This window comes from Sulfuricaulis limicola (genome assembly GCF_002355735.1).
Taxonomy (GTDB): Bacteria; Pseudomonadota; Gammaproteobacteria; order Acidiferrobacterales; family Sulfurifustaceae; genus Sulfuricaulis; species Sulfuricaulis limicola.
The window spans coordinates 2091858-2117121 of record NZ_AP014879.1 but is presented as its reverse complement, the minus strand read 5'-3'; the positions used below and the strand labels follow the sequence as shown (position 1 = coordinate 2117121).

The window sequence follows — 25264 nt, the reverse complement described above, 5'->3', positions numbered from 1 at the left end:
CGGTAGCCCGGATCAGGCCGGGCCGGAGGAGCGCAGGCGCCGGCGGGTGAACGCCAGCATGCCGAAGATCAGTTCCGCCAGCGCGTTGAACCGCGCCACCCGCCACATCAGCCCCACGGCCGTGAGCCGGCGCACCTCGCGCACCTCGCGCAGGGTCGGTGCCAGCGACAAGGCCACGATGCCACGGGCCAGGCTCGACACCACCAGCACGCCCCACAGGCTGCTGGTCCAGCGCCAGGTGCTGCCGAACAGCGTGAAGCTTTCCGGAACCACCAGACTCAGGAAACCGCCGAGCAGAGCGCCGGCGAAGACAGCGAGGCTGGCGAACACGTTATGCACCGCGCTGTAGGCCGCGCGGCGCTCGGGGGCGACGGAATCGTACAGGTAGTTGGTGGCGCTCAGGCTGAAGCCGGCCCAGAAAACCCCGCCGAACATCTGCAGCACCGCGACGTAGGCGAAGTTGGGGGAGACCAGCCACAGCAAGGGGAAAACCGGGATCACGGAGCCGGTGACTCTGAGAATGACGCGGTTGCCGAAAATGTCGCCCAGCCGGCCCCACATGCGCAGGCTGCCGACCTGCGCCAGTACCGCGAGCGCCGTGGACATCATGTACTGGAGATAGGAGAAGCCGAGATCACGCAGCATGTAAACCACGAAGAGCGGTGACGCGATCGCCACCGCGAACTGCATGGCGGCGAAGAAAAAGCTGAAGCGCGCGCAATCCGACCCGCGCATCCGCTGCCACAGTCCGGGCAGCGCCGGCCAGTCGATGGGCGCGGGAACACGGCCGGGATCGTGCATGCGCGCGAGCTGGGTGGCGGAGTAGAGCCGTGCCAGCGCCGCCAGGGTGAACAGCAGCATGAATCCGAGCCGCACGCGTTGCGTCGTTTCGAATCCGTGCAGCAGCAACCCGGCGCCGACCAGCGCCAGGAAATGCATCATGCTCATGAGCCAGGTGCGGCGCGCGAAGAAACGCCCGCGTCGCCGTTCCGGCACGAGATCACCCATGAGGCTGTTCCACACCGGCGCGGCCAGATGGCCGCCGGCGAAATACAGCGTGACGCAGACGATGAGAGTGGCCACGGCATGCGCCGGAAAGAAATAGGGCAGCCAGATGATCGGCAGCCACATGAGGGTCTGCAGCGCCACGCCGAACAGGATGATGCCCTTGCGCCGGCCGAGGCGGCTTGCCAGCCAGGCCGAGAACAGTTGCGCGAACGATCCGATCAGCGAGGGGAAGGCGGCGAGCCAGGAGATCTGGGCGGTCGTGGCCTTGAGGAACAGGGCGTAGGCGGAGAGATAGTGCTCGCCGGCGCCGGCCATGACGGAATAGGCCACACCGTCGCGTACCGAGTGTCGCAGCGACTGGTCGGTACGCAGGTCCTTGGAAAAACGCGGGAGGCTCACGCTCGACAGCTCACGGCGGCAGAATCGGGCCGTGTCTGCCTTTCACGGGGTTTTATCAATATTGAGTATAGACGCTGTTTTTGCATCCAATGTCCGCTGCACGTCCGACCCGACGAACTGCGCGGAGAGACCGATCAGGCGCCACCGGCGCATGCGTTGCCGGGGTTCGGCCTGCCGACGTAAAATGGACTGCTTACCGCGCCAGGAAGAGAAGCCGAGACCCCATGATGCAAATCCACGTTGAACACGATCCATCGCCCATGAAACTCGATGTCATCGGCGTCTATGACTGGCCGATCTGGGACAAGGAAGTGTCCAGGTTCCCCTGGAAATACGATCAGAAGGAAACCTGCTATATCCTCGAAGGCGAGGCGATCGTGACGCCGGACGGCGGCGAGCCGGTGAAAATAACGGAAAACGATCTGGTTTCGTTTCCCGCCGGCCTGTCCTGTACCTGGGAGATCCTGAGCCCGGTCAGGAAACACTATAACTTCGGTTAAATTTCCAATAATCCCCCGTTCCCGATTACCTGACTGATGCAGGAAGTTATTCGCGATATTCCCGTGCGTACCGAGGGTGAGCTCAGGCTGCATGCCATGGTCCGCGCCGTGCTCAGCCCGGGCATCTGGTTCGTGCTGGCGGCACAGCTGCTGCTGATGTTCATGCTGCAATGGCGCGTGCCCGAGGACGCCGCACCGCTGCTGTCGATGCTGGCCATTTTCCTGACTGCCATGGCCTTGATGCTGTTCTTCTATCTGCAGGCGGGTGCGTTTCAGGCCCTGTCGCAGGGACGGGAGGCCTTGCCGGTTGGCGAAGTCATCCGGGCAGGCAAGGCGGTTTTTGCCGCGTTTGTGTGGCTGCTGCTCAAGGCCGGCCTGTTGTTTGCCGTGGTCATGAATGTGCTGGTGCTCGTGGCCTTGTTGCTGACAGGCTCGAACCTCGAGGCCCTGACGCAAACGCTCACGACGTATTTTGGTCCCATGACGGGCATGTTGGCCTTCGTCTTCGTCTACTGGCTGCCGTTGGTGTTCGTGCAGCGGGAGTTCCGGCTGCTGTCCGGCCTCAAGGCCGCGCTGCGCATTGCCTGGACCAGGTTGTCGCATTCTGTTTTTTTGGCGCTGATGGTGCTCGTGCCCGCGCTGGCGGCGGGATTTCTGCCCGCCGACGGCCCGATTTTGTTCAATGCCCTGGCAAGCCTGATCAGCGGAATCCTCGGCTGGATCGCCTATATCTATTGCGTTGACGCCCTGCGGCAGCGCCAGCCTGCCGCCACGGACAAAATATCTGTCTGATATTCACGCCGGCACGAGCCGTCGTCATAAAACCGAACATTAGTGATCGGTTAAGTACCTATATTTCCTTGAATTAATCCAGTTCCGCCGTTAGACTTCGCGTCCTGCTGCGGGGTGGAGCAGTCTGGCAGCTCGTCGGGCTCATAACCCGAAGGTCGCAGGTTCAAATCCTGCCCCCGCTACCAATTTTGTGATTCGGCCCCTCCGGGGCCTTTTTATTCCGGATTTCGCGGCTACTTTCCGAACCCGCGGGAAGTGCTTATAATCCAGCCGGGATTCAGCCGTATCAAGAGCAAGTAACAAGAAGTGGGCCGCGCGCCCACTTTGTGTTTTATGGGACTGGAAAATATGCAGACGACGCGGGCGGATTTGCGCAAGCTGCTGGAGCCCGGTGTCAGCGCCATGGGATTCGAGCTCGTGGATGTGGAAATGGCCGGCAGCCACCACAGCCCCACGTTGCGGGTATATATAGACAGCCCCCGGGGCGTGAACGTGGACGACTGCGCCAAAGTGAGCCGGCAGTTGTCCGCGCTGCTGGATGTCGAGGACCCGCTGCCGGGGCAGTACACCCTGGAGGTGTCTTCACCCGGCCTCGACCGGCCGCTGGTCAAGCCGGAGGATTTCCGGCGCTTCGTCGGCGAGACCGTCAAGGTCAAGATGCAGCAGCCGGTGCTGGGACGGCGCAACTTCTCCGGCAGGCTGGTGGAAGTGGCGACGGACCATGTCGTGGTGGAAGTGGACAAAGAGAGTTTCAGCCTGGCGTTCGATGACATGGAGCGGGCACGACTGGTGCCCCGGTTCTGAACGGCGGGCGTGACGGGAGAGTAATTTATGATGGGCAACGAAGTACTGATTATCGTGGATGCCGTGTCGCGCGAAAAAGGCGTCGACAAGGAAATCATTTTCCAGGCGCTCGAAGCGGCCCTGGCCACCGCCACGCGCAAGCGTCACAAGGGCGACATCGACGCGCGCGTTGCGATCCATCGCGACACCGGCGCCTACGACACCTTCCGCCGCTGGGAAGTCATTCCCGACGAAACCGAGGTAGTCGAGTTCCCCGACCGCCAGTACAAGCTGACCGAGGCCCAGGCCATCAAGCCCGGCATCCAAGCCGGCGAATTCATCGAGTCCCCGCTGGAGCCGGTCGAGTTCGGCCGCATCGCGGCGCAGGCGGCCAAGCAGGTCATCATGCAGAAGGTGCGCGAGGCCGAGCGCGAGCAGATCGTCAACCTCTACAAGGACCGCCAGGGCGAGATGGTCACGGGCGTGGTCAAGCGCCTGGAGCGCGGCGACGCCATCGTCGACCTCGGCAACGCCGAAGCGCTGCTCTCCAAGAACACCATGATTCCACGCGAGGGCCTGCGTCCGGGCGATCGCATCCGCGCCCTGCTGGAAGAGGTCAAATCCGTGCCGCGCGGCCCGCAACTGTTCCTGTCGCGTGTGGCGCCCAGGCTGCTCGTTGAGCTGTTCAAGCTCGAGGTTCCCGAAGCCGGCGAAGGCCTGATCACCATTCACGGCGCGGCGCGCGACCCGGGGCTGCGCGCCAAGATCGCAGTGAGCTCCTCCGATGCGCGCATCGATCCCATCGGCGCCTGCGTCGGCATGCGCGGCTCGCGCGTGCAAAGCGTGTCGAACGAACTCGGCGGCGAGCGCGTGGACATCATCCTGTGGTCGGAAAATCCGGCGCAGTTCGTGATCAACTCGCTCGCGCCCGCGGAAGTGCAGTCCATCGTGGTGGACGAGGAGTCGCACAGCATGGACGTGATCGTGGACGAGAAGCAGTTGTCCCAGTCCATCGGCCGCAGCGGCCAGAACGTACGCCTGGCCTCCGAGCTGACCGGCTGGGAGCTGAACATCATGACCGAGCAGACGGCCCAGGAAAAAGGCACTCAGGAAGCGGCCAACGCCATCAAGCTGTTCATGGATCAGCTGGCGGTGGACGAAAACGTCGCCACGGTGCTGGTGCAGGAGGGTTTCACCAATCTCGACGAGATCGCCTACGTGCCGAAGCAGGAACTGCTCGCCATCGAGGAATTCGACGACGAACTGGTGGACGAGCTGCGCAACCGCGCGCGTGACCTGCTGCTGACCAAGGCCATTGCCCAGGAAGAGAAGATCAGCCTGGCCGAGCCGGCCCAGGATCTGCTCGAAATGCAGGGCATGGATGAGAACACCGCGCATCTGCTGGCCGCCCGCGGCATCAAGACCATGGAAGAGCTGGCGGAACAGGCGGTGGACGACCTGCTCGAGATCGAGGGCATGACGCCGGAACGCGCCAGCGAGCTGATCATGACGGCGCGCGCGCCGTGGTTCGAGGGCCAGCAGGCGGGATAAGCGCCCGTTTTCAGGGACTCGATGAAATGAATAAGATTTTGAACCGCCAAGACGCCAAGAACGCCAAGATTTTTCATATCTATATTGCTTTTCCTGGCGACCTTGGCGCCTTGGCGGTTTGATCTCATATTATTGAAGGCTTATGACGCAAATCACGATAAAAGGCTTCGCAGACCAGATCGGCATCCCGCCCGAGACGCTGCTGCGCCAGCTCGACGCCGCCGGCATCGCGGCCAAAAGCGCGGACGACGCGCTGAGCGACGACGAAAAGGAAAAGCTGTTTCATTACCTGCGCGCCAGTCACGGCGGCGGCGATGAAAGCGCGGCCAAGAAGAAGATCACGCTCAAGCGCAAATCCACCAGCCAGGTCATCCAGAGCACGCGCACCGGCGCCAGCCGCACGGTGCAGGTCGAGGTGCGCAAGAAACGCACCTTCATCAAGCGCACGGCCGTCGAGGAAGTGCCTGCCCCGACGGAAGAGGCACCGGTCGAAGAGCCGGTCGAGGCGGCGGTAGCGGCACCGAGCCTGGCGGAAGCCCCGGTGAGCGCGCCGGTGGCCGAGGCCCCGGTGGCGGAAATTCCCGCGGCGCCGAAGGTCGAACCGGCGCCACCGGCGGCGAAACCCGCCATCAAGCCCGCGCCGGCAGCGCCGGCCAAAGAAGTGAAGAAGCCGCACAAGGGCAAGAAAGAACGGCTGGAGAAACTCGAAGAGCGCGAGCGCGGCCAGCTGCATCTGGCGGCCGGCAAGAAGCTGCGGCGCAAGGTCAAACATGTTTCCAGCCGGCCGGTCGTTACCAGCGTTACCGGTCAGCACGGTTTCGAGCGGCCCACTGCGCCGATCGTGCATGAAGTGGCGCTGCCCGAAACCGTCACCGTGGCCGAACTGGCCCAGAAGATGTCCATCAAGGCGGCCGAGGTCATCAAGGTGCTCATGCAAATGGGCACGATGGTCACGATCAACCAGGTGCTCGACCGCGACACCGCCACGCTCGTGGTCGAGGAACTGGGCCACGTCGTCAAGGAAGCCAAGCCGAGTTCTCCCGAAGATCTGCTTGCCGCGCCCACGGCCGAAGCCGCCGCGGAGGCCGAGCCGCGCCCGCCCGTCGTCACCGTCATGGGTCACGTCGATCACGGCAAGACCTCGCTGCTCGATCACATCCGCAAGGCCAAGGTGGCCTCGGGCGAGGCCGGCGGCATCACCCAGCACATCGGCGCCTATCACGTGGAGACACCCCGGGGCGTCGTCACTTTCCTGGACACGCCCGGCCACGAGGCCTTTACCGCCATGCGTGCCCGCGGCGCCAAGGCCACCGATATCGTTATTCTGGTGGTGGCGGCCGACGACGGCGTCATGCCGCAGACGGTCGAGGCGGTGCATCACGCGCGCAACGCCAAGGTGCCACTGGTGGTGGCGGTGAACAAGATCGACAAACCCGAGGCGCAACCCGATCGCGTACGCCAGGAACTCACCAAACACGAAGTCGTTGCCGAGGAATGGGGCGGCAGTGAAATATTTGTGAACGTCTCCGCCAAGACCGGCGAAGGCATCGACAAGCTGCTCGAGGCCGTTTTGCTGCAGGCCGAGGTGCTGGAACTGAAAGCCCCCAAGACCGGCCCCGCCGCGGGTCTGGTGGTGGAGGCGCGTCTCGACAAGGGGCGCGGTCCGGTGGCCACGGTGCTGGTGCAACGCGGCACGCTGCGCAAGGGCGACGTGATTCTCGCCGGCCGCGAATACGGGCGCGTGCGCGCCATGTTCGACGAGAAAGGCCGGCAGATCAAAGATGCCGGACCCTCGATCCCGGTTGAAGTCCAGGGCCTGTCCGGCGTGCCGAGCGCCGGCGAGGAAGTCATGGTGGTCGAATCCGAGCGCAAGGCGCGCGAGATCGCGCTCTACCGCCAGGGCAAGTTCAAGGACGTGCAGCTCGCGCGCCAGCAGGCGGCGAAACTGTCCGACGTGTTCGAGCAGCTGAAAGAGGACGAAGGGGCCAAGACCCTCAATCTCATCATCAAGGCCGACGTGCAGGGCTCCATCGAAGCGCTCACGGTCGCGCTCGAGAAGATTTCCACACCCGAAGTGAAGGTCAAGGTGGTGCACGGCATGGTCGGCGGCATCACCGAATCGGACGTGAACCTGGCGGTGGCGTCGAATGCCGTCATCATCGGCTTCAACGTGCGCGCCGACAGCGCTGCACGCAAGATAATCGAACATCAGGGTGTGGACGTGCATTACTACAACGTCATTTATAGCGCGGTGGAAGAGGTCAAGGCCGCCATGAGCGGCATGCTCAGTCCCCAGATCAAGGAGCAGATGCTGGGACTGGCCGAGGTACGCGACGTGTTCCGCTCACCCAAGATGGGCGCCGTCGCCGGCTGCTACGTGGTCGAAGGGGTGGTGAAACGCAATCGCCCGATCCGCGTGCTGCGCGACAACGTGGTGGTTTTCGAAGGCGAGCTCGAATCCCTGCGCCGCTTCAAGGACGACGCCGGTGAGGTCAAGGCCGGACTCGAATGCGGCATCGCCGTCAAGAATTACAACGACGTCAAGGTCGGCGACCAGATCGAGGTCTTCGAGCGCGTCGAGGTCGCCCGGACCCTGTAATTTTCCTGTAACGCGGATAAATTTTCTGCTTATCTGTAATTTCCCGCGTTCATCTGCGGTTCCATATTCTTTATGAAAACAGAATCCAATCGCCCGCGGCGCGTCGCTGAACTCATCCGGCGTGAACTCGCCATGCTCATCCCGCGCGAGCTCGACGACCCGCACGCACACCAGATCACGATCACGGGGGCGGAGGTGTCGCGCGACATGTCTTCCGCCCGTATCTATTATTCGCTGCTGAGTGGCGCGGCGGAGGCGAAGCAGACGACCAAGTCGCTCAACCGCGCCGCCGGATTCCTGCGGCATGCCCTGATGGAACGGGTGTCGTTGCGCAGCGTGCCGGCACTGCGGTTTTATTTCGACGAATCGGTGGAACGCGGCGCGCGCATCGACAGCCTGATCGAACAGGCGATTACTGAAGACAGTAAAACTAAAAGCAAATAAACAGGATTGTTCAGGATTTACAGGATTTTTGAAATCCTTAATCCTGTAAATCCTGAACAATCCTGTTAATCCTGTGAATTTTTTTGAAACGAGGATACCGAAGCAGTGAAGCGGCAGCGTCGCCATTGTGATCCCCTGAGCGGAGTGATGTTGCTCGACAAGCCGGTGGGCCTGACCTCGAACCAGGCGCTGCAGACGGTCAAGCACCTGCTCAACGCCTGCAAGGGCGGGCATTCGGGCAGCCTCGACCCCATCGCCACCGGGCTGTTGCCGCTGTTCTTCGGCGAGGCCACCAAGCTGACCCAGTTCCTGCTCAACGCCGACAAGCGTTACTGGACGGTTTTCCGGCTCGGGCAGAGCACCACCACCTACGACAGCGAGGGCGAGGTCACGGCCACGCGCCCGGTCGGCGCCGGTCGGCGCGACATCGAGCGCGCGCTGGAGCGTTTTCGCGGCGAGATCGAACAGGTGCCGCCGATGTATTCCGCCATCAAGCACCAGGGTGAGGCGCTCTACAAGCTGGCCCGCGCCGGGGTGGAGATCGAGCGCGAGCCGCGCCGCATCACCATCCATGAAATCAAGCTGTTAAGCCTCGAAAACGACCTGCTGACACTGGAGATTGCCTGCTCCAAGGGCACCTATGTGCGCAGCTTGGCGCACGACCTGGGCGAGATCCTGGGCTGCGGGGCGCATGTGGTGCAGTTGCGCCGCACCGGCATCGGCCACGTCGGCATCGAAAATGCCGTGCCGCTCGAGCGTTTGCAGGCCCTGGAGACCCCGGTGGAGCGCGCCCGGCTGTTGCAGCCGGTGGACAGCGTGCTGCACGAGCTGCCGGACGTGCACCTGACGCCGCTCGCGGCCCATTACCTGAAACAGGGGCAATCGGTGTCGACCCAGCATGGCTTCAAACCCGGCTGGGTACGGCTGTACGAGGGCGACACGCGCTTTCTCGGCATGGGGGAAGTGCAGGACGACGGGCGGGTGGCGCCGCGGCGCCTGCTGGCACTGGGTGAAAATCCCTGAAACAGGCATGAAACAGGCGGTCCGTACGGCGCGTTCGGACCCGATATTGGCGGTTGAGGCGGGGTCCCCCCGCAGGTAGAATACGCGCCCTCCAAAGCGTAACTGACAGAAAATTGAGGTAAATATTGATGACCGTCCCCCGCGAGACCAAGGCCAAGGTCATGCAGGAATACCAGACTCACGAAGGAGACACGGGCTCGCCCGAGGTCCAGGTTGCCCTGCTGTCCACCCAAATCGAAGAATTATCCAGCCATTTTCAGACCCATCCGAAGGATCATCATTCGCGCATCGGTCTGCTGAAGATGGTGAACAAGCGCCGCCAGCTGCTCGAATACCTGAAGAACTCCGACAGCGACCGTTACCGCGCGCTCATCGAGCGGCTCGGCCTGCGCAAGTAAGCCTGTTGTTTGAAAATCAAATACTTTAGCCACAGAGATCACAGAGAACACCGAGATAGAAAAAGAAAACAGTTTTTAACTCTGTGACCTCTGTGATCTCTGTGGCAACTCAATCTCTTTAAGGAAGTAATTCGAGGACATGGCCTTGGCAAAAATCACGAAATCTTTTCAGTACGGCAAACACACCGTCACCCTGGAAACCGGCGAGATCGCGCGCCAGGCCAGCGGCGCCTGCGTCGCCAGCATGGGCGATACCGTGGTGCTGGCCACCGCGGTGACCATGAAGGAACCGATGCCCGGCAAGGATTTTTTCCCCATGACCGTGGATTATCAGGAAAAAACCTTCGCCGCCGGCCGCATCCCGGGCGGATTCTTCAAGCGTGAAGGCCGTCCCTCGGAAAAGGAAATCCTCACCTCGCGCCTCATCGACCGTCCCATCCGTCCGCTGTTTCCCGAAGGTTTCACCAACGAAGTCCAGATCATCGCCACCGTTATCTCGGTGGACCCGGATATCGATGCCGATATCGTCGCCATGCTCGGCGCCTCCGCGGCGCTCAAGCTTTCGGGCGCGCCGTTCAACGGCCCCATCGGCGCCGCGCGCGTCGGCTACCAGGGCGGCCAGTACCTGCTCAACCCGGGCAACAAGGAACTGGTGGATTCCCAGCTCAACCTCGTGGTCGCTGGCACCGAGAAAGCGGTGCTGATGGTCGAATCCGAGGCGCAGCAGTTGTCGGAAGAAGTCATGCTCGGCGCCGTCATGTTTGGTCACGAACAGATGCAGGCCGCGATCAAGGCGATCAATGAATTAGTCAAAGACGCCGGCGTGCAACCCTGGGCTTGGCAGCCGCCGGTCGAGGACAGCGCGCTCAAGAACACCCTGCAGGCTGAATTCGGCCCGCTCATCGCCGAGGGCTATGGCATCAAGGAGAAGACCGCGCGCCAGGATCGCATCGCCGAGATCCGCGAGATGGCGATCGGCAAGCACGCGGCCGAAGGCGCACCCGCCGGCACCAAGGAAAAGGTCCAGAAAATTATCGGTGACATCGAATACCGCACCGTGCGCGACAAGATTCTTTCCGGTGCCGCGCGCATCGACGGCCGCGACACCCGCACCGTGCGCCCCATCACCATCCGCACCGGCGTGTTGCCGCGCACCCACGGTTCCGCGCTGTTCACGCGCGGCGAGACCCAGGCGCTGGTCGTCACCACGCTCGGCACCGGGCGCGACGCGCAGATCATCGACGCCCTGGAAGGCGAGCGCAAAGACCCGTTCATGCTGCATTACAACTTCCCCCCGTACTCGGTGGGTGAAGTCGGCCGCGTCGGCAGCCCCAAGCGCCGCGAGGTCGGTCACGGGCGTCTGGCCAAGCGCGCCGTCGTGGCCGTGCTGCCGGACATGGAAACCTATCCGTACGTCCTGCGCGTGGTGTCCGAGATCACCGAATCCAACGGCTCCAGCTCCATGGCCACCGTTTGTGGCGCCTCGCTGTCCATGATGGACGCCGGCGTGCCCATCAAGTCCCCGGTCGCGGGCGTCGCCATGGGCCTGATCAAGGAAGAAAAGCGTTTCGCCGTGCTCACCGACATCATCGGTGACGAGGACCATCTCGGCGACATGGACTTCAAGGTCGCCGGCACCACCAACGGCGTGACCGCGCTGCAGATGGACATCAAGATCGAGGGCATCAACAAGGAGATCATGGAAGTCGCGCTCAAGCAGGCGAAGGAAGGCCGGCTGCATATCCTGGGCGAGATGAGCAAGGCGATTTCCGCGCCGCGCGCCGAACTCTCCGAGTACGCCCCGCGCATCATCGCCATCAAGATCAACCCGGAGCGCATCCGCGACGTCATCGGCAAGGGCGGCGCCACCATCCGCGCGCTCACCGAGGAAACCGGCTGCACCATCGACATCGAGGACGACGGCACGGTCAAGATCGCCTCGGCCGACAACGTCGCCGCGCAGGAAGCCGTGCGCCGCGTCAGGCAGCTCACCGCCGACGTCGAAGTCGGCATGGTCTACGAGGGCAAGGTCGCCAAGCTCATGGATTTCGGCGCCTTCGTCACCATCCTGCCCGGCAAGGACGGCCTGGTGCACATCTCGCAGATCTCGCGCGAGCGCGTCGAGAACGTGGGCGACAAGCTGAAGGAAGGCGAGGTCGTCCGGGTCAAGGTGCTGGAAGTGGACAAGCAGGGCCGCATCCGCCTGTCCATCAAGGCCTTGCAGGAAGAACAGGTCTCCTGAGCGTTTCACTCTTAAGCAATAAAAAAGGGAGCTTCGGCTCCCTTTTTTATGCCTGTATATGTAGGGCGCGTATCACGCGCCAGCTGAATATAATTCCCGCATGCCGAATTACCGGCGAGCCAATGTCAGCGGCGGGACATATTTCTTTACCGTCAACACCCTTAGTCGTCAGGCCATTCTGCTGGATGACGATATCCGGACGGCATTGCGCGAAGGCATTGCATCGGTCAGGCAATCCCACCCTTTCACTATTGAGGCTTGGGCACTGTTGCCAGATCATCTGCATTGCATCTGGACATTGCCGTCTGGTGATCATGATTTCTCGACGCGATGGCAAGTCATCAAGCGCATTGTCACGCAGCGCTGTAGCACTCGCTTAAATCGCCCTGATCTCATGACAGCGTGGCGTACCCAACGCAAGCAAGGGACGCTCTGGCAGCATCGTTATTGGGAACATCTGATCCGGGACGAGAACGATTATCGATGTCATGTCGATTACATTCACTGGAATCCGGTCAAACACGGCTATATCAAACGTGCGGGAGACTGGCCTTATTCGACATTCCACCGGCACGTGGCGTCTAGTGTATATCCGCCTGATTGGGGGATTGATGCGTCGATAATCGACGAGGGAAATTTTGGCGAGTCAGAATAATAATTCGGCGCGTGGTACGCGCCCTACATCTCGCTTGGCTAACGTAGGGCGCGTACCACGCGCCATGCGATTGATATTATTACGCCGCCGACTGCGCCTGCCGCAGCAAAGCCTTAATCTCCGGAATGCAGGAACCGCAATTGGTGCCGGCCTTGAGGCACTGACCCACTTCCTCCGCTGTGCCGAGACGCTTTTCGCGTATGGCGTCGATGATCGAATTCTTTCCCACGCTGAAACAGGCGCAGACGATGCCGCCGCTCGCGCCCGCGGCCTGTGACGGCAGGGTGCCGGCGAGCAGGTGCATGCGTTCCTCGCGCGTGAGGGCATCGCGGCTGAACAGCGAGGCCAGCCAGTCGCGTGCCGGGAGTTCGGGGGTGCGCGCGACGAACAGGCAGCTTTCCAGACGCCCGCCGAGCAGGCGCGCGCCGCGGTACTGGCCGGCGCCGCTGTCGAGATAATCGATCCATTCCGTGCGTACGCCGTTTTCGAGCGGGGCGCACAACAGCGCCCGCGCCCAGCGTGGCCAGTCCCAGGACGGCGTTTCGCCCGCGAGTTCGTAGCGCCAGAAACCCTGGCCGGTGGCGCGCGCGCAATAGGAGGCATCGGCGACGTCGAGCCGCCGGTGTGACAGCAGGAAGGCATGCCAGGCGGCTTGATACGGCGTGACGTTCACCGGCGTGTGCTTGAATTCCGGCTGGCCCGACACCGGATCGGTGGCCGGATTCACCAGCGCATCGGCGCGTGCCCGCCGCGCGTATTGATCATTCCAGTGGATCGGCGCGAACACGCTGCCGGGCCTTTGCGTCTCGGTCACACGGGCGCGCGCCAGCATCTCGCCCCAGCGTGTGGCCAGCGATACCAGCGTGCCGTCCTTGATGCCGTGTTGCCGCGCATCCTGCGGGTGAATCTCGGCGAAGGGCTCCACGATATGTCCCGACAACCGTGGCGACAGGCCGGTGCGCGTGAGCGTGTGCCAGTGATCGCGCACCCGCCCGGTGTTGAGCGCCAGCGGATATTCGTCGTCTTTTTCATTGAACGGACCGCGCGGTGTCACCGCCACGAAGCGAGCCTTGTGGTTTTCGGTGTAAAACCGGCCATCGGCGAACATCCGAGGCGTGCCCTGCGGGCGGTCCCGCGGCACCGGCCACTGGATCGGCGAGAATCCCTCGTATTCCGCGTCAGCGAGTGTCGCGAGCGCGCCGAGATCGAAATCGCGCTTGCCGTCATTTTCAAATCCGGAAAGTGCGGCATGCTCGCGGAAAATATCGGCGGGGGAGTGGTAGTCGAACGCCTGGGCATAACCCATGCGCCGCGCGACTTCACTGACGATCCACCAATCCGGCCGCGCCTCGCCCGCCGGTTCCAGGAACGCGCGCTGGCGCGAAATGCGGCGTTCGGAATTGGTGACGGTGCCGTTTTTCTCGCCCCAAGCGCTGGCCGGCAGCAGCACATGCGCATAGGCCGTGGTGTCGGTGGCGCGCACGCAGTCGGAAACGACCACGAACTCGCATTGCGCCAGCGCCTCCCGCACGCGGTCGGCGTCCGGCAGGCTCACGGCGGGATTGGTGGCCATGATCCACAGCGCCTTGATTTTGCCTTCGCCCACGGCGCGGAACAGGTCCACGGCCTTCAAGCCGGGCCTCTGCGCGACATTCGAGCTGTTCCAGAAGCGGCGCACGCGGTCTACATTCCCCGCGTCGAAATTCATGTGCGCCGCCAACTGGTTCGCGAGCCCGCCGACTTCGCGCCCGCCCATGGCGTTGGGCTGGCCCGTGACCGAGAACGGCCCCATGCCCGGACGCCCGATGCGCCCCGTGAGCAGATGACAGTTGATGATGGCGTTGACCTTGTCGGTGCCGCTGGAGGTTTGGTTGATGCCCTGGGAATATACGCTGACGGTTTTTTCGTTGACGGAAAACCACAGGTAAAACCGCGTCACGTCCTGTTCCCGCAGGCCGCAGCCGCTGGCGACGGCGGCCGTGGAGGGCGCACAGGCATGGGCGGCATCCAGCGCCGGCTGCATGCCTTCGGTAAATGCATCGACAAAATGCGTGTTGCTGTCACCGCGATCGTGCAGATACGCCAGCAGGCCGTTGAACAGCAGGGCATCGCTTCCCGGTTTTACCGGCAAATGCAGATCGGCGATCTCGCTGGTGGCAGTCTGGCGTGGATCGATGACGACGATCTTGAGATCGGGATTTTTTTCCTTGGCCGCGCGGATGCGCTGGTAAATGACGGGATGGCACCAGGCGGTGTTGGAGCCGATCAGGACGATCAGGGTCGCCAGTTCCAGGTCCTGGTAATTGCCGGGCACCGTGTCGCTGCCGAAGGCGCGCTGGTGGCCGGCGACGCTGGAAGACATGCACAGGCGCGAATTGGTGTCGATGTTGGCCGAACCGATGAAGCCCTTCATGAGCTTGTTGGCGACGTAATAATCCTCCGTCAGCAACTGGCCGGAGACATAAAACGCCACGCTGTCGGGGCCGTGCTCGCGGATCGCGCGGGCGAAACCATTCGCCACGGCATCCAGCGCCGTGTTCCAGTCGCAAGCTTTACCCCGGACTTCGGGATGCAGCAGGCGCTCGGAATGGCCCAGGGTTTCGCCGAGCGCGGCGCCCTTGGAGCACAGCCGCCCGAAATTCGCGGGATGTTCGGAATCGCCGCGGATTTCCGTCGTGCCGTCGGCGGCGACGGCCGCGAGCACGCCGCACCCGACACCGCAATAGGGACAGGTGGTTCTGATCGGTCGATTCATTACCGGTTTTTCATTTAATATCCCGGCGTATTCAGCAATCCATGTGCCACCGACAAAGCGCTGTAAAAACAGCCAGATAAGCTCGCGATACCAAAAATGGGGCACCAACAAGGCACAGTTGGAATAGGGCGCGCACCAGTCTTGTGCAGCGCGCAACGAGGGATTACAACGGTACTTTCCGCCGGCGACCAAGGAGGCGTGCCATGTCCCTGATCCTGACTTCCACAGCGTTCCGCGACCAGGAGGAGATTCCGTCGCGCTACACCTGCGATGGCGACGACGTTTCACCACCGCTGGCCTGGTCCGGCGTGCCGTCCGCTGCCAAAAGCCTTGTTCTCATCGTGGATGATCCCGACGCGCCCGACCCCAAGGCGCCCAAAATGACCTGGGTGCATTGGTTGCTCTACAACATTCCACCGACAGCCACCGGTTTGCCGGAGCATGTCGCATCGAAGAATCTGCCGCAGGGAACGTTGGGGGGCGTCAACGACTGGAAGCGCACGGGTTATGGCGGACCCTGTCCACCCATCGGCCGCCATCGTTATTTCCACAAACTTTATGCGCTGGATACAGTGTTGCCAGATCTGAAGCACCCGACCAAGGCCAGGCTCGAGGGCGCCATGAAAGGGCATATCCTTTCGCAGGCCGAGATCGTGGGAACGTATGAGCGTTAGCGCCGCTCACGGACTTTGCAGAAATCCCGGAATTCCATTAGCCTAGCGGCGTGCGCCATCTCCCGTCTGAAAAAATAACCAGCGGCATCCATCGCCTGTTTCTCCGCCAATTCCGTTTGCTGCTGGCTGGCCTCTGTCTCCTCGGCGTCAGTGCCTGCGCCACGACGCAACAAGGTCCCGGCGAGGAAACGCCGCCGGCGCAGACCGAGGCGGAACAGGACAACGCGCGCGACCCGCTGGAAGGTTTCAACCGCGCTATGTACACGTTCAACGACAAGTTTGACCGCTACCTGCTCAAACCGGTCGCCAAGGGTTACCGCGCGATCACACCCAAGCCGGTGCGAAGAGGCATCTCGAATTTCTTCAGTAACCTGCACGACCCGGGGGTCATGCTGAACAACCTATTGCAGGGCAAACCGAAGCAGGCCGGCTCCGATCTGGGCCGTTTCCTGGTGAATTCCACCATCGGTATCGCCGGGCTGTTCGACGTCGCGAGCAAAATGGGCATGGAGAAGCACAACGAGGACTTCGGCCAGACCCTGGGCAAGTGGGGCGTGGGCGAGGGGCCGTATCTGGTGCTGCCGTTCCTCGGGCCAAGCACCGTGCGCGACGGCGCGGCGCTGCCAGTGGATTGGGAAACCTATCCGCCGAATCACATGGAAGAAACCAGCACGCGCGACAAGATGCTGGTGGTGGAGGTGGTGGACAAGCGCGCGCAGTATCTCGAAGCCGGCGATATTCTCGACCAGGCGGCCGGGCAGGACCCGTATATTTTCGTGCGTGAGGCCTACCGCCAGCGCCGGGTCAACCAGATCTACGACGGCAATCCGCCGCAGGCCGCCCCGCCGCCGGGGCTGTTCGAGGATGACGAACCGGCGCCGAAATCGCCAGCTCAACCGGGTACGTCGAGCACTACACCTTAAAAAATGAAAAATTGGACAGGATTCACAGGACTAACAGGATTTTTGTTTACAAGATTTTTAATCCTGTAAATCCTGTTAATCCTGTCTATTTATTTTTTAGAAATCTTTATCAGTCGAGATAGTCGTAGCCGAGCAACGTCAGGAACTCCGGCATCGGCTCGGTGCCGATGAACTTGTCGAACAACTGCGCCGCGAGTTCGTATTTGCCAGCGGCATAAATCTTCTCGCCGAGCGACATATGGATGCGCTGGAGTTCTTCCGGAATCATCTTTTGCGCCAGTTCCAGCGTGACCTTGCGCCCATCGCTGAGCACGCCTTTCTTGCTGCGTATCCAGTGCCACACCTGCGAGCACGAAATCTCCGCAGTGGCGGCGTCTTCCATGAGGTTGTGAATCTGCACGCAGCCGGTGCCGGCCAGCCACGCGCCCAGGTATTCGATGCCGACCTCGATGTTGAGGCGCAGCCCGGCCTCCGTGATCGGTGCCTTCGGGGCGAAGGCGAGCAGGTCGGAAGCGGGCACCAGCACGTCGTGGCGCTTGCGATGAATCTGGTTCGGCGTGGGCATGAGCCGGTCGAAGACGTCTTTCGCCAGCGGTACCAGCCCCGGATGCGCCACCCAGGTGCCGTCATGTCCGTCCTTGGCCTCGCGCTCCTTGTCGGCGCGCACCTTGGCCAGCGCGGCCTCGTTCGCCGCCGGGTTGGACTTGATCGGAATCTGCGCCGCCATCCCGCCCATGGCGTGGGCGTTGCGCCGGTGGCAGGTTTGTATCAGCAGCAGCGAATACGCCAGCATGAACGGCGCCGTCATGCTGACCTGCCCGCGGTCGGCGAGGATGAAATCCGGGTCGTTGTGGAACTTCTTGATGGTGCTGAAAAGATAATCCCAGCGGCCGCAATTGAGGCCGGCCGAATGTTCGCGCAGTTCGTACAGGATTTCGTCCATGTCGAAAGCCGCGAGGATGGTTTCGATCAGCACCGTGGCCTTGATGGTGCCGCGCGGAATGCCCAGGCGCTCCTGCGCCCACAGGAACACCTCGTTCCATAACCGGGCTTCGAGATAGCTTTCCAGCTTGGGCAGGTAGAAGTAGGGCGCGGTGCCGCGTTCGAGCAGCGCCCTGGCGTTGTGAAAGAAATACAAGCCAAAATCGAACAGGCTGGCCGACACCGGCTTGCCATCCACCAGCACATGCTTTTCGGTCAGGTGCCAGCCGCGCGGGCGCACGAACAGGATCGCCGTTTTGGTGTTCAGCGTGTAATGCTTGCCTTCCGGGCTGTCGTAACTGATCGAGCGCCGCACGGCGTCGCGCAGGTTCACTTGCCCCCGGATGACGTTGTCCCAGGTGGGCGCGAGCGAGTCTTCGAGATCGGCGAGGAAGACATTGGCCCCGGAATTGAGCGCGTTGATGATCATCTTGCGTTCCACCGGCCCGGTGATCTCGACGCGGCGGTCCTGTATCTCCGCCGGCACCGGCGCCACGGTCCAGTCGGCCTCGCGCACCGCGCGGGTCTCGAACGGGAACTCCGGTTTGATGCCGCGGTCCAGCTGCGCCTGACGCTCCGCTCGCCGCGCCAGCAGTTGTTCCCGCCCGGGCCCGAAACGCCGCGCCAGGTCCGCAACGAAATCGAGCGCTTCCGGGGTCAGGATACCGGCATATTCCTCGGGCGCCTCGGCCCGGAGGACCATGCCCGCGGGCATCGCTAAGGGTTTGTTCATGTTGCCCCCCTCGGTCGGAAACGGGTTGGTCATTAAGTTATCTGCCCGCCACGGCTGGTTTGCAAGCCTTTTTTGACGCGCAGACGCGTTCAGGCCCGGTTTCCGGGGATAATGGCAAAACCCCCGCCCGGGAAACCTTGATCCGGCTCAGACTGTTGAATAACAGCGGGTTTTTCGGCCGTGCCCCTTCATTTCCCGCGGTATCGAGGGTAAAATCGCGCCCTTTCTCGAAGCTTGTACGGGCCCTGTCCGGCCGGGCGGGGCTTTCTAACGGAGTGAGGTAGATCGAATGGTAACCATACGTCTGGCACGTGGCGGCGCGAACAAGCGGCCCTATTACCGCATCATTGTCGCTGACCGGCGTCGTGCGCTGAACGGCAACAACATCGAGCGCATCGGATTTTACAATCCGCTCGCGAGCGCAAAAGAAATCAAGCTGAAGGTGGACATGGAGCGCGTGCAGTACTGGCTGAGCAAAGGCGCCAAGCCGACCGAGCGCGTGGCTGATCTGCTGAAGCAGGCCGCCAAAGCCGCTTGATTCGTTCGTTATGACCGACCCGTCACGCCCTGACGGCTTGGTGCATTTCGGCCGGATCACCGGCCTGTTCGGGGTGCAGGGCTGGGTCAAGGTTTTTTCCCACGCCCGCCCGCGCGAAACGATCATCGATTACTCGCCCTGGCTCGTGAAAACCGCCGAAGGCTGGCGCGAGATGGTTGTCGAAGACGGGCGCGCGCAAGGCAAGGGTGTGGTGGTGAAGCTCGCCGGCGTGGATGACCGCGATCAGGCGAGCCAGTTGATCGGCGCGGACATCGAGATAAAGTTTTCGCAGTTGCCGCCGCCGTCGAAAGGCGAATATTACTGGGCGCAGCTGGTGGGGCTCGAAGTCGTCACGCTCGCCGGGCAAAGTCTCGGCAAGGTGGACCACCTGGTCGAGACCGGCGCCAACGACGTGCTGGTGGTACGTAACGGAAAGGAGCGGTGGCTGCCGGCGACGGCCAGCGTCATCCGCCAGGTGGATCTGGAAGCGGGCGTGATCCGGGTGGATTGGGACGCGGACTTCTGACCCATGCGCATTGACGTGATCAGTCTGTTTCCGCCGATGTTCGAGGCCATCAGCGCCCACGGCATCACCGGAAGGGCGGTCAAGAACGGATTGCTGACGCTGCGGGTGTGGAACCCGCGCGATTACACGGAAGACAAGCACCGCAGCGTGGACGACCGGCCTTATGGCGGCGGCCCGGGCATGGTGATGATGATCGAGCCGCTGCAGCGCGCGATCCGCGCGGCTCGCGGCGAGCAGGGCAAAGCGGTGAAGGTGATGTACCTGTCGCCCCAGGGCCGCCAGCTGGATCATGCCGCGGTGCTGGAGCTGTCGAAGCGGGAAGGGATGATACTTCTCGCCGGGCGCTACGAAGGCATCGACGAGCGCCTGCTCCAGGCGGAAGTGGACGAGGAGTGGTCGATCGGCGACTACGTCCTCTCCGGTGGTGAACTGGCGGCGATGGTGCTGATCGACGCCGTGACGCGCCAGCTTCCCGGCGCGCTGGGCGACGAGGATTCGGCGCAGCAGGATTCCTTCGTGGAAGGCCTGCTGGATTGCGAGCATTACACGCGCCCGGAGGAGTACGCCGGGCGGAAAGTGCCGGAAGTATTGCTGTCGGGCGATCATGAAAAGATCCGCCGCTGGCGCCTCAAGCGCTCGCTGGGACGGACCTGGTTGCGCCGGCCGGATTTGCTGGAAAGATTGACGTTGAACCAAGAGCAGAAACAGCTGCTGGAAGAATTCCAGCGGGAATATCTCAAAGAGTCAGGAGTCGAAAAATGAGCAAGATCATGCAGGAACTGGAAACGCGAATGATGGCGGACAAAAAAGTCCCCGAATTCTCCCCGGGTGACACCGTTACCGTGCACGTGAAGGTGCAGGAAGGCGAGCGCGAACGTCTCCAGGCCTTCGAAGGCATGGTCGTCGCGCGCCGCAACAGCGGTTACAACTCTTCGTTCACGGTACGCAAGACCTCCTATGGAGAAGGCGTGGAGCGCGTGTTCCCGCTGTACAGCTCGGCCATCGCCAAGATCGAGGTAAGCCGCCGGGGCGACGTGCGCCGCGCCAAGCTTTATTACCTGCGCGATCTGGCTGGTAAGGCGGCCCGCGTTCGGGAGAAGGTTTAATTGCCGTCATTCCCGCGTAAGCGGGAATCCAGGGTTTGAATAAAAAAGCCGCCCGAAAGGGCGGCTTTTTATTTTGTTGTCACCCCGGCGAAAGCCGGGGTCCAGGTCTTGAATGGTTCGCGCGCTCCGCGCGCGACTCAAAACCCTAATTGCGGTTTCCGCACCGCGGGCGAGGTACTTTTCTTTGCTCGCGCAAAGAAAAGTACCCAAAAGAAAGCGCGCCCGGATGGCGCGAATACCCCCTTGCGCTTCTCGCCGGCCTCGGCGCGCGCCCCAACTCGCCAGCCGCCAACAACGCGGCTTGGGCTCGAACACGGGGCGCGCGAATACCCCGATGCCGGCTGCGATGCTCGGGCGCGCCATACGGGGAGGTGAGCTACCCATCTCACCGGATTCTTGGGAGTTTCTACGAGTAGGTTTTTTAGGCCCCGTAGCGCGTGCCGAGTACCGCAGCCCCACCGGGGGCTTTTAAGCGAGCCCCTGTTTGAGTCGAGCCGCGTTGTTTGCGGCCGACGAGTTGGCGAGCGCCCGGTGGGGCTAGGAACGGAGGAAGCTTTCGCGTGCTCCGGGGCCACGTGTTTCTTTGGTGACTTTCTTTGCACGAGCAAAGAAAGTCACCCTGGGTCGGGGGCGGAGCATCCCAGATTCAAATAACGCGGGCGAAGCCCGCTCGACAAAAGCTTACCCTAGCGCCAAACATCCCTCCCATGGATAATGAAACCATGCGTCACGGAAAAAGGATCAGGGATTTCGATGCGGTGATTACCGCCCCCTTTGGACGTGTCGGTTTCATGCTGGAAGGCGATGCGATCATTGACATCAGCTTTCTGGACAAAAACACGCCGCTGTCGCCGCCACGCAGCACGCAAGCCCGCAAAGTCTCTCGTGCCCTGAAGATCTATTTCAGCAATCCCGGCATGACCTTCCGCCTGCCGCTCAAGCTCGACGGCACGCCATTCCAGCAGCGCGTATGGCGCGCGTTGCGGCGGATTCCCGCGGGCAGGACGCTCAGCTACGGCGTGCTGGCGAAAAAACTCGACACCTCCGCGCGCGCCGTGGGCAATGCCTGCCGCGCCAATCCCGTTCCCATCATCGTGCCTTGCCACCGCGTGGTGGCTTCGGGTTACGGCGATGTACAGGGACGTACAAGTGTCGCGGGAAGCAGGAAGCTGAGAGCGACGATGGGCGGTTTCATGGGTAAGCGTTCGGGCTCGCCGCTGGATTTGAAGCACTGGCTGCTGGCGCATGAACGCAAAGAATAAGGAACTCATAGAGCGCTTTTGCGACGCCCTGTGGTTGCAGGAAGGGCTGAGCGCCAACACGCTCGAAGCCTACCGGCGCGACCTGGAGGGGCTGGAGCGCTGGATTTCGAAGCGCGGCACGCCACTGATCTTGGCCTCGCGCGCGGACCTGCTGGATTATCTCTCGGGCAGTGTCGGCAAGGGCGCGCGCCCGCGCACCACGGCGCGGCTGCTTTCCAGCCTGCGGCGGTTTTACGGTTATCTGGTGCGCGAGGGAAAAATCAAAACCGACCCCACGGCGCTGATCGACTCGCCCAAGCTCGGCCGGCCGCTGCCGAAATCGCTGAGCGAAGAGCAGGTGGAAAAACTGCTGGAATCGCCGGATGTCGCGAAGCCTCTCGGCCTGCGCGACCGTGCCATGCTGGAAACCCTTTACGCCACCGGCCTGCGCGTGTCGGAGCTGGTGGGGCTGACGCTGTCGCAGGTGAGCCTGACGCAGGGCGTCGTGCGCGTCATCGGCAAGGGCGACAAGGAACGGCTGGTGCCGCTCGGCGAGGAGGCCATTTCGTGGATCAGCCGTTATCTGGCCGAAGGCCGGTCCAAGCTCGTCAAAAGCCGCTCGACCGACGCGCTCTTCACCACCGCCCGCGGCGGCCCCATGACCCGCCAGGCCTTCTGGCATAACCTCAAGGGCCACACCCGCCAGGCCGGCATCGACGTCAAAAAGCTGTCACCCCACACCCTGCGCCATGCCTTCGCCACGCACCTGCTCAACCACGGCGCCGACCTGCGCGTGGTCCAGATGCTCCTCGGTCACGCTGACTTATCTACCACGCAGATTTATACGCATGTTGCGCAGGCAAGATTGAAGACCTTGCATGAGCAACATCATCCGAGAGGATAGGGTGTATCGCCTGCGGCGATAACTGTATAAAAAAGCGCGGGTGGCTCCCGCCCCTGCACCCTGGGATCCATTTCTTTTGTTCGGCCAAAAGAAATGGACGAAAGAAAAGGCCGCCCGGATGGCGCGCTCTCCTGTGCTTCGCGCCTCGGTCATGGCGGTCGCCCGACAGGACATCCCTGTCCTGGCGAGCGATCAGGGTGATCCCTCACGCTGCCCTTCGGGCGCTTGGCCCCGAGGCTAGCGATGCTCGGGCGCGCCATACGGGGAAGTTTTAGCTAACGCCCCGGTTCATGCGCCGGCGTAGCCGGTCGCCTGGAACCGATTGTTATGTGGTTCTTTACCTCCTTCGGTGAAGCCGCTAACAATTACTGCATTTTTTGCGGCTTGCCATGCCGATTAGGCTCAATAAACCTGTGCCAAATAACCAAACTGCAGCGGGCACGGGGACAGCAGATAACGCAACGTTTCCATTTTCAAGAACTATAAGTTCTTGTGATACGCCATAAAGGTGCCATTGGATGAATTGGTTGGTATAACCAGCATAAATATTCGACTCTGTATTGTAAGGAAATGCGTAACTGGAAAACCCCGTTGATGAACCAAGAGCAAGATTAGGATATGCATTCCCACTTGGTGTTGTACCAGTCCATACATTTCCATAATTTGGAGTGCCATCTTCTTCGTATAGAATGTTGTTAGTAGAACCATTAACCCAAAGGTCCGTTAGGCTATTAGCAACAATATTGTTAAAAATTCCATTTAACGGATCAACGAGCGTTGGACTCGGATCTATATTGTAAATTGGAACATTCGTCTGATTATTGAATATTGAAGCTAAATTATCCGCGGCATTGACGGTCGGTGTGCTTCCTAAAACGCGCCAATCAGTGAGCCCGATAGCACTTCCTATTCCTGCCGCATCAGCAGTTGCCTGCACAAATGCGTTATACGTTGCAATATCCGCTGAATAGGCATCGGTAGTTCCGGATGTTACAAATATTAGATGAAACTTGTCACCAGTATTTAGGCCAGCGGGCGCAATAAGCGCAGCGTGACTGACACCTGAAATAAACAGCAACAATACTCCAGCCCATATTCTTTTTAAGAATCGAATTGTCATTTCTTTTCTCCTCGTGGCTTGCACTCATTGTGGATATTCACACATAACAGTTGCGTATACGGATCATGCGGCAATATTCTGCTGCACTGTCCAGTATATTGGGAATGATATGAAAGGAAAATTTTCTGGTATATGAGCAATTCCTTATAGTGATATACAGCACGTGCGGGTATGCACATTTATACCGACCTTGCAGGGCAAGGTGTTTTCAGTCCCCGTATGGCGCACCCGACACCGCAAGGCTTTGGGCGTGCGCCCCGAAGGGGTCGCCAACAGGAGGTTGGCGACTGGCCCACGCGACAGGGATGGCGCGTTGGACCAGCGCCGGGAACTCAAAGCCGCGAATGCGAGGATCAGTGCGCCATCCGGGCGGCCTTTTCTTTCGCCCATTTCTTTTGTTCGGCCAAAAGAAATGGGCCTGCCCGCGGTGCGGAAACGCCCTTAGCCGTTCATCATCGCCGAAGGCGATTCAATAATAACTGGATACCGGCTTCCGCCGAAATGACGAAAAAGAAAAAGCCGCCAGAGGCGGCTTTTGGTCATTTAAGACCTGGATGCCCGCCTACGCGGGCATGACGACGAAGAGGGCTTTCGCGCAGACGAGGCCTAATGATAAGCCGACCGATTAATCTGCTCGTGATCAATATCCACATCAAAGACCTCGACTCCCGCTACACGCTTGTAGCCGAGCACGAGGGCGAGCTTGTGGATCAGGGTCTTCCAGTTGAGGGAGTTGACGCGGCGGCGCAGCACGTCGTTGACGCCTTGCGTCAGCTTGTCATGTTCCTTGTCCAGCGCCGGCAGCTTGTGGAAATAGCGCAGCGAGAACCAGCAGTATAGCGCCGGCAGCAGTTTGACGATCAGGTGCGCGCTCGGCGTGGCCAGCCAGATGACGATGAAGCTGACGCCGGCGAAAATGAAGAACAGCCCGTAGCGCACAGCCTTGGCGTAGTCTTCGCGGTTGCGTTCCATGCCTTCGCGCAGTTGCCGCTCGGCATCGCGCGAGGCAATCGAGTGCGCGTAATGGATGTCGCGGAACATGCTCAGTATCCTGAGCATGCGCTCGCTGTGGCGCTGGTTGTCGATGCCGAAGGAATCCAGCGCCGATTGCAGGCTGTCGCGGAACTGGCGATACGTCGGCGTGGGCGACGGTTCTTTGTAATGGTCAACGGCGTGGTTGATGAGGTAGCGCAGTTCCAGCACATGCGCGATCTTCATCGGGAAGCGCAGGTTGATGAACTTGGTGTAGAACGTGTGGAAGCCGTCCGGCGTCAGGCTCACGCCGGAAAAGTCCTGTGCCAGCTCGCGCTGGCGGGCCCTTTCCTTCCTGCGTTTGCTTATTTTTTTTGTCATGGATGGAAAAAACCCT

The 25264-nt window shown here is 61.5% G+C and carries 23 protein-coding genes and 1 tRNA gene; 19 read left to right on the top strand and 5 right to left on the bottom strand.

Features of this window, described 5'->3' with window-relative positions; all coding sequences use genetic code 11:
• Positions 1–12 precede the first annotated feature (12 nt).
• Positions 13–1407: an MFS transporter gene (locus SCL_RS10070; protein ID WP_096361092.1), complete on the bottom strand. Its 1395-nt coding sequence runs from the start codon at positions 1405–1407 to the stop codon at positions 13–15.
• 227 nt (positions 1408–1634) lie between these two features.
• Here SCL_RS10070 and SCL_RS10065 point away from each other — a divergent pair, with 227 nt between their 5' ends.
• The 11 genes from SCL_RS10065 (at position 1635) to SCL_RS10015 (ending at position 12394) form a co-directional block, all read left to right on the top strand.
• A complete protein-coding gene (locus SCL_RS10065) occupies positions 1635–1907 on the top strand; it encodes a cupin domain-containing protein (RefSeq protein ID WP_096361937.1) in 273 nt (90 codons plus the stop codon).
• Between the two features lie 36 nt (positions 1908–1943).
• Positions 1944–2699: a hypothetical protein gene (locus tag SCL_RS10060; protein ID WP_096361091.1), complete on the top strand. Its 756-nt coding sequence runs from the start codon at positions 1944–1946 to the stop codon at positions 2697–2699.
• A 108-nt stretch (positions 2700–2807) separates the two neighbouring features.
• Positions 2808–2884 (top strand) — tRNA-Met (locus tag SCL_RS10055).
• Between the two features lie 163 nt (positions 2885–3047).
• Positions 3048–3503 (top strand): ribosome maturation factor RimP, encoded by a 456-nt coding sequence (rimP, locus tag SCL_RS10050; protein ID WP_096361936.1) that lies wholly within the window; start codon positions 3048–3050, stop codon positions 3501–3503.
• Positions 3504–3533: 30 nt separating this feature from the next.
• Positions 3534–5033, top strand: coding sequence for a transcription termination factor NusA (gene nusA / locus SCL_RS10045; protein WP_096361935.1), 1500 nt, complete (start codon positions 3534–3536; stop codon positions 5031–5033).
• A gap of 142 nt (positions 5034–5175) precedes the next feature.
• On the top strand, positions 5176–7632 hold the full coding sequence (gene infB, locus SCL_RS10040) for a translation initiation factor IF-2 (protein WP_096361090.1): 2457 nt from the start codon (positions 5176–5178) through the stop codon (positions 7630–7632).
• Positions 7633–7704: 72 nt separating this feature from the next.
• Positions 7705–8076, top strand: coding sequence for a 30S ribosome-binding factor RbfA (rbfA, locus tag SCL_RS10035; RefSeq protein WP_096361089.1), 372 nt, complete (start codon positions 7705–7707; stop codon positions 8074–8076).
• Between the two features lie 147 nt (positions 8077–8223).
• On the top strand, positions 8224–9099 hold the full coding sequence (gene truB / locus SCL_RS10030; protein WP_197702769.1) for a tRNA pseudouridine(55) synthase TruB: 876 nt from the start codon (positions 8224–8226) through the stop codon (positions 9097–9099).
• A 128-nt stretch (positions 9100–9227) separates the two neighbouring features.
• On the top strand, positions 9228–9497 hold the full coding sequence (rpsO, locus tag SCL_RS10025; protein ID WP_096361087.1) for a 30S ribosomal protein S15: 270 nt from the start codon (positions 9228–9230) through the stop codon (positions 9495–9497).
• A gap of 139 nt (positions 9498–9636) precedes the next feature.
• The gene (gene pnp / locus SCL_RS10020; protein WP_096361086.1) at positions 9637–11739 is read left to right on the top strand and encodes a polyribonucleotide nucleotidyltransferase; all 2103 of its coding nucleotides are present in this window, start codon (positions 9637–9639) and stop codon (positions 11737–11739) included.
• 100 nt (positions 11740–11839) lie between these two features.
• Positions 11840–12394, top strand: coding sequence for an REP-associated tyrosine transposase (locus tag SCL_RS10015; protein WP_096361085.1), 555 nt, complete (start codon positions 11840–11842; stop codon positions 12392–12394).
• 79 nt (positions 12395–12473) lie between these two features.
• Here SCL_RS10015 and SCL_RS10010 read toward each other — a convergent pair whose 3' ends face one another.
• The gene (locus tag SCL_RS10010; RefSeq protein ID WP_096361084.1) at positions 12474–15149 is read right to left on the bottom strand and encodes a nitrate reductase; all 2676 of its coding nucleotides are present in this window, start codon (positions 15147–15149) and stop codon (positions 12474–12476) included.
• A gap of 203 nt (positions 15150–15352) precedes the next feature.
• Between SCL_RS10010 and SCL_RS10005 the strand changes: the two genes are divergently transcribed.
• Entirely contained in the window at positions 15353–15823 is a 471-nt protein-coding gene (locus SCL_RS10005; RefSeq protein ID WP_096361083.1) for a YbhB/YbcL family Raf kinase inhibitor-like protein, read from the top strand.
• 50 nt (positions 15824–15873) lie between these two features.
• Positions 15874–16746: an MlaA family lipoprotein gene (locus tag SCL_RS10000; protein WP_197702594.1), complete on the top strand. Its 873-nt coding sequence runs from the start codon at positions 15874–15876 to the stop codon at positions 16744–16746.
• A 109-nt stretch (positions 16747–16855) separates the two neighbouring features.
• Here SCL_RS10000 and aceB read toward each other — a convergent pair whose 3' ends face one another.
• A complete protein-coding gene (gene aceB, locus SCL_RS09995; protein WP_096361933.1) occupies positions 16856–18460 on the bottom strand; it encodes a malate synthase A in 1605 nt (534 codons plus the stop codon).
• A 289-nt stretch (positions 18461–18749) separates the two neighbouring features.
• Between aceB and rpsP the strand changes: the two genes are divergently transcribed.
• From rpsP to xerD, 6 genes are all read left to right on the top strand, one after another.
• Positions 18750–18998 carry a 30S ribosomal protein S16 gene (gene rpsP / locus SCL_RS09990; RefSeq protein ID WP_096361082.1) on the top strand — a complete coding sequence of 83 codons (249 nt, stop codon included), beginning with the start codon at positions 18750–18752 and terminating at the stop codon, positions 18996–18998.
• Positions 18999–19008: 10 nt separating this feature from the next.
• Positions 19009–19524: a ribosome maturation factor RimM gene (rimM, locus tag SCL_RS09985; protein WP_096361081.1), complete on the top strand. Its 516-nt coding sequence runs from the start codon at positions 19009–19011 to the stop codon at positions 19522–19524.
• A 3-nt stretch (positions 19525–19527) separates the two neighbouring features.
• Positions 19528–20286: a tRNA (guanosine(37)-N1)-methyltransferase TrmD gene (trmD, locus tag SCL_RS09980; protein ID WP_096361080.1), complete on the top strand. Its 759-nt coding sequence runs from the start codon at positions 19528–19530 to the stop codon at positions 20284–20286.
• Positions 20283–20630, top strand: a complete 348-nt coding sequence (gene rplS / locus SCL_RS09975) for a 50S ribosomal protein L19 (RefSeq protein WP_096361079.1) — start codon at positions 20283–20285, stop codon at positions 20628–20630. The genes trmD and rplS overlap by 4 nt, the downstream gene beginning before the upstream one ends.
• A 722-nt stretch (positions 20631–21352) precedes the next feature.
• The gene (locus SCL_RS09970) at positions 21353–21892 is read left to right on the top strand and encodes a methylated-DNA--[protein]-cysteine S-methyltransferase (protein ID WP_231969808.1); all 540 of its coding nucleotides are present in this window, start codon (positions 21353–21355) and stop codon (positions 21890–21892) included.
• The gene (gene xerD, locus SCL_RS09965; RefSeq protein ID WP_096361078.1) at positions 21876–22775 is read left to right on the top strand and encodes a site-specific tyrosine recombinase XerD; all 900 of its coding nucleotides are present in this window, start codon (positions 21876–21878) and stop codon (positions 22773–22775) included. Before SCL_RS09970 ends, xerD begins: the two co-directional genes overlap by 17 nt.
• Positions 22776–23133: 358 nt before the next feature.
• Here xerD and SCL_RS14380 read toward each other — a convergent pair whose 3' ends face one another.
• Together SCL_RS14380 and SCL_RS09960 are read right to left on the bottom strand one after the other, a co-directional pair.
• The gene (locus SCL_RS14380; RefSeq protein ID WP_197702592.1) at positions 23134–23895 is read right to left on the bottom strand and encodes a VPLPA-CTERM sorting domain-containing protein; all 762 of its coding nucleotides are present in this window, start codon (positions 23893–23895) and stop codon (positions 23134–23136) included.
• A 606-nt stretch (positions 23896–24501) separates the two neighbouring features.
• Complete coding sequence (locus SCL_RS09960; RefSeq protein ID WP_096361077.1) at positions 24502–25248, bottom strand: hypothetical protein; 747 nt, start codon at positions 25246–25248, stop codon at positions 24502–24504.
• Between the last annotated feature and the right edge of the window lie 16 nt (positions 25249–25264).

What these genes read in the sequence shown, in the direction of transcription:
- SCL_RS14380 (WP_197702592.1), bottom strand. Translation starts at nt 23,895, where the DNA reads ATGACAATTCGATTCTTAAAAAGAATATGGGCTGGAGTATTGTTGCTG.
- pnp (WP_096361086.1), top strand. Translation starts at nt 9,637, where the DNA reads ATGGCCTTGGCAAAAATCACGAAATCTTTTCAGTACGGCAAACACACC.
- rplS (WP_096361079.1), top strand. Translation starts at nt 20,283, where the DNA reads ATGAGCAAGATCATGCAGGAACTGGAAACGCGAATGATGGCGGACAAA.
- xerD (WP_096361078.1), top strand. Translation starts at nt 21,876, where the DNA reads ATGAACGCAAAGAATAAGGAACTCATAGAGCGCTTTTGCGACGCCCTG.
- SCL_RS10010 (WP_096361084.1), bottom strand. Translation starts at nt 15,149, where the DNA reads ATGAATCGACCGATCAGAACCACCTGTCCCTATTGCGGTGTCGGGTGC.
- SCL_RS10005 (WP_096361083.1), top strand. Translation starts at nt 15,353, where the DNA reads ATGTCCCTGATCCTGACTTCCACAGCGTTCCGCGACCAGGAGGAGATT.
- SCL_RS10015 (WP_096361085.1), top strand. Translation starts at nt 11,840, where the DNA reads ATGCCGAATTACCGGCGAGCCAATGTCAGCGGCGGGACATATTTCTTT.
- rpsO (WP_096361087.1), top strand. Translation starts at nt 9,228, where the DNA reads ATGACCGTCCCCCGCGAGACCAAGGCCAAGGTCATGCAGGAATACCAG.
- SCL_RS09960 (WP_096361077.1), bottom strand. Translation starts at nt 25,248, where the DNA reads ATGACAAAAAAAATAAGCAAACGCAGGAAGGAAAGGGCCCGCCAGCGC.
- SCL_RS09970 (WP_231969808.1), top strand. Translation starts at nt 21,353, where the DNA reads ATGCGTCACGGAAAAAGGATCAGGGATTTCGATGCGGTGATTACCGCC.
- nusA (WP_096361935.1), top strand. Translation starts at nt 3,534, where the DNA reads ATGGGCAACGAAGTACTGATTATCGTGGATGCCGTGTCGCGCGAAAAA.
- infB (WP_096361090.1), top strand. Translation starts at nt 5,176, where the DNA reads ATGACGCAAATCACGATAAAAGGCTTCGCAGACCAGATCGGCATCCCG.
- rpsP (WP_096361082.1), top strand. Translation starts at nt 18,750, where the DNA reads ATGGTAACCATACGTCTGGCACGTGGCGGCGCGAACAAGCGGCCCTAT.
- aceB (WP_096361933.1), bottom strand. Translation starts at nt 18,460, where the DNA reads ATGAACAAACCCTTAGCGATGCCCGCGGGCATGGTCCTCCGGGCCGAG.
- trmD (WP_096361080.1), top strand. Translation starts at nt 19,528, where the DNA reads ATGCGCATTGACGTGATCAGTCTGTTTCCGCCGATGTTCGAGGCCATC.
- SCL_RS10065 (WP_096361937.1), top strand. Translation starts at nt 1,635, where the DNA reads ATGCAAATCCACGTTGAACACGATCCATCGCCCATGAAACTCGATGTC.
- SCL_RS10060 (WP_096361091.1), top strand. Translation starts at nt 1,944, where the DNA reads ATGCAGGAAGTTATTCGCGATATTCCCGTGCGTACCGAGGGTGAGCTC.
- rimP (WP_096361936.1), top strand. Translation starts at nt 3,048, where the DNA reads ATGCAGACGACGCGGGCGGATTTGCGCAAGCTGCTGGAGCCCGGTGTC.
- rimM (WP_096361081.1), top strand. Translation starts at nt 19,009, where the DNA reads ATGACCGACCCGTCACGCCCTGACGGCTTGGTGCATTTCGGCCGGATC.
- truB (WP_197702769.1), top strand. Translation starts at nt 8,224, where the DNA reads ATGTTGCTCGACAAGCCGGTGGGCCTGACCTCGAACCAGGCGCTGCAG.
- rbfA (WP_096361089.1), top strand. Translation starts at nt 7,705, where the DNA reads ATGAAAACAGAATCCAATCGCCCGCGGCGCGTCGCTGAACTCATCCGG.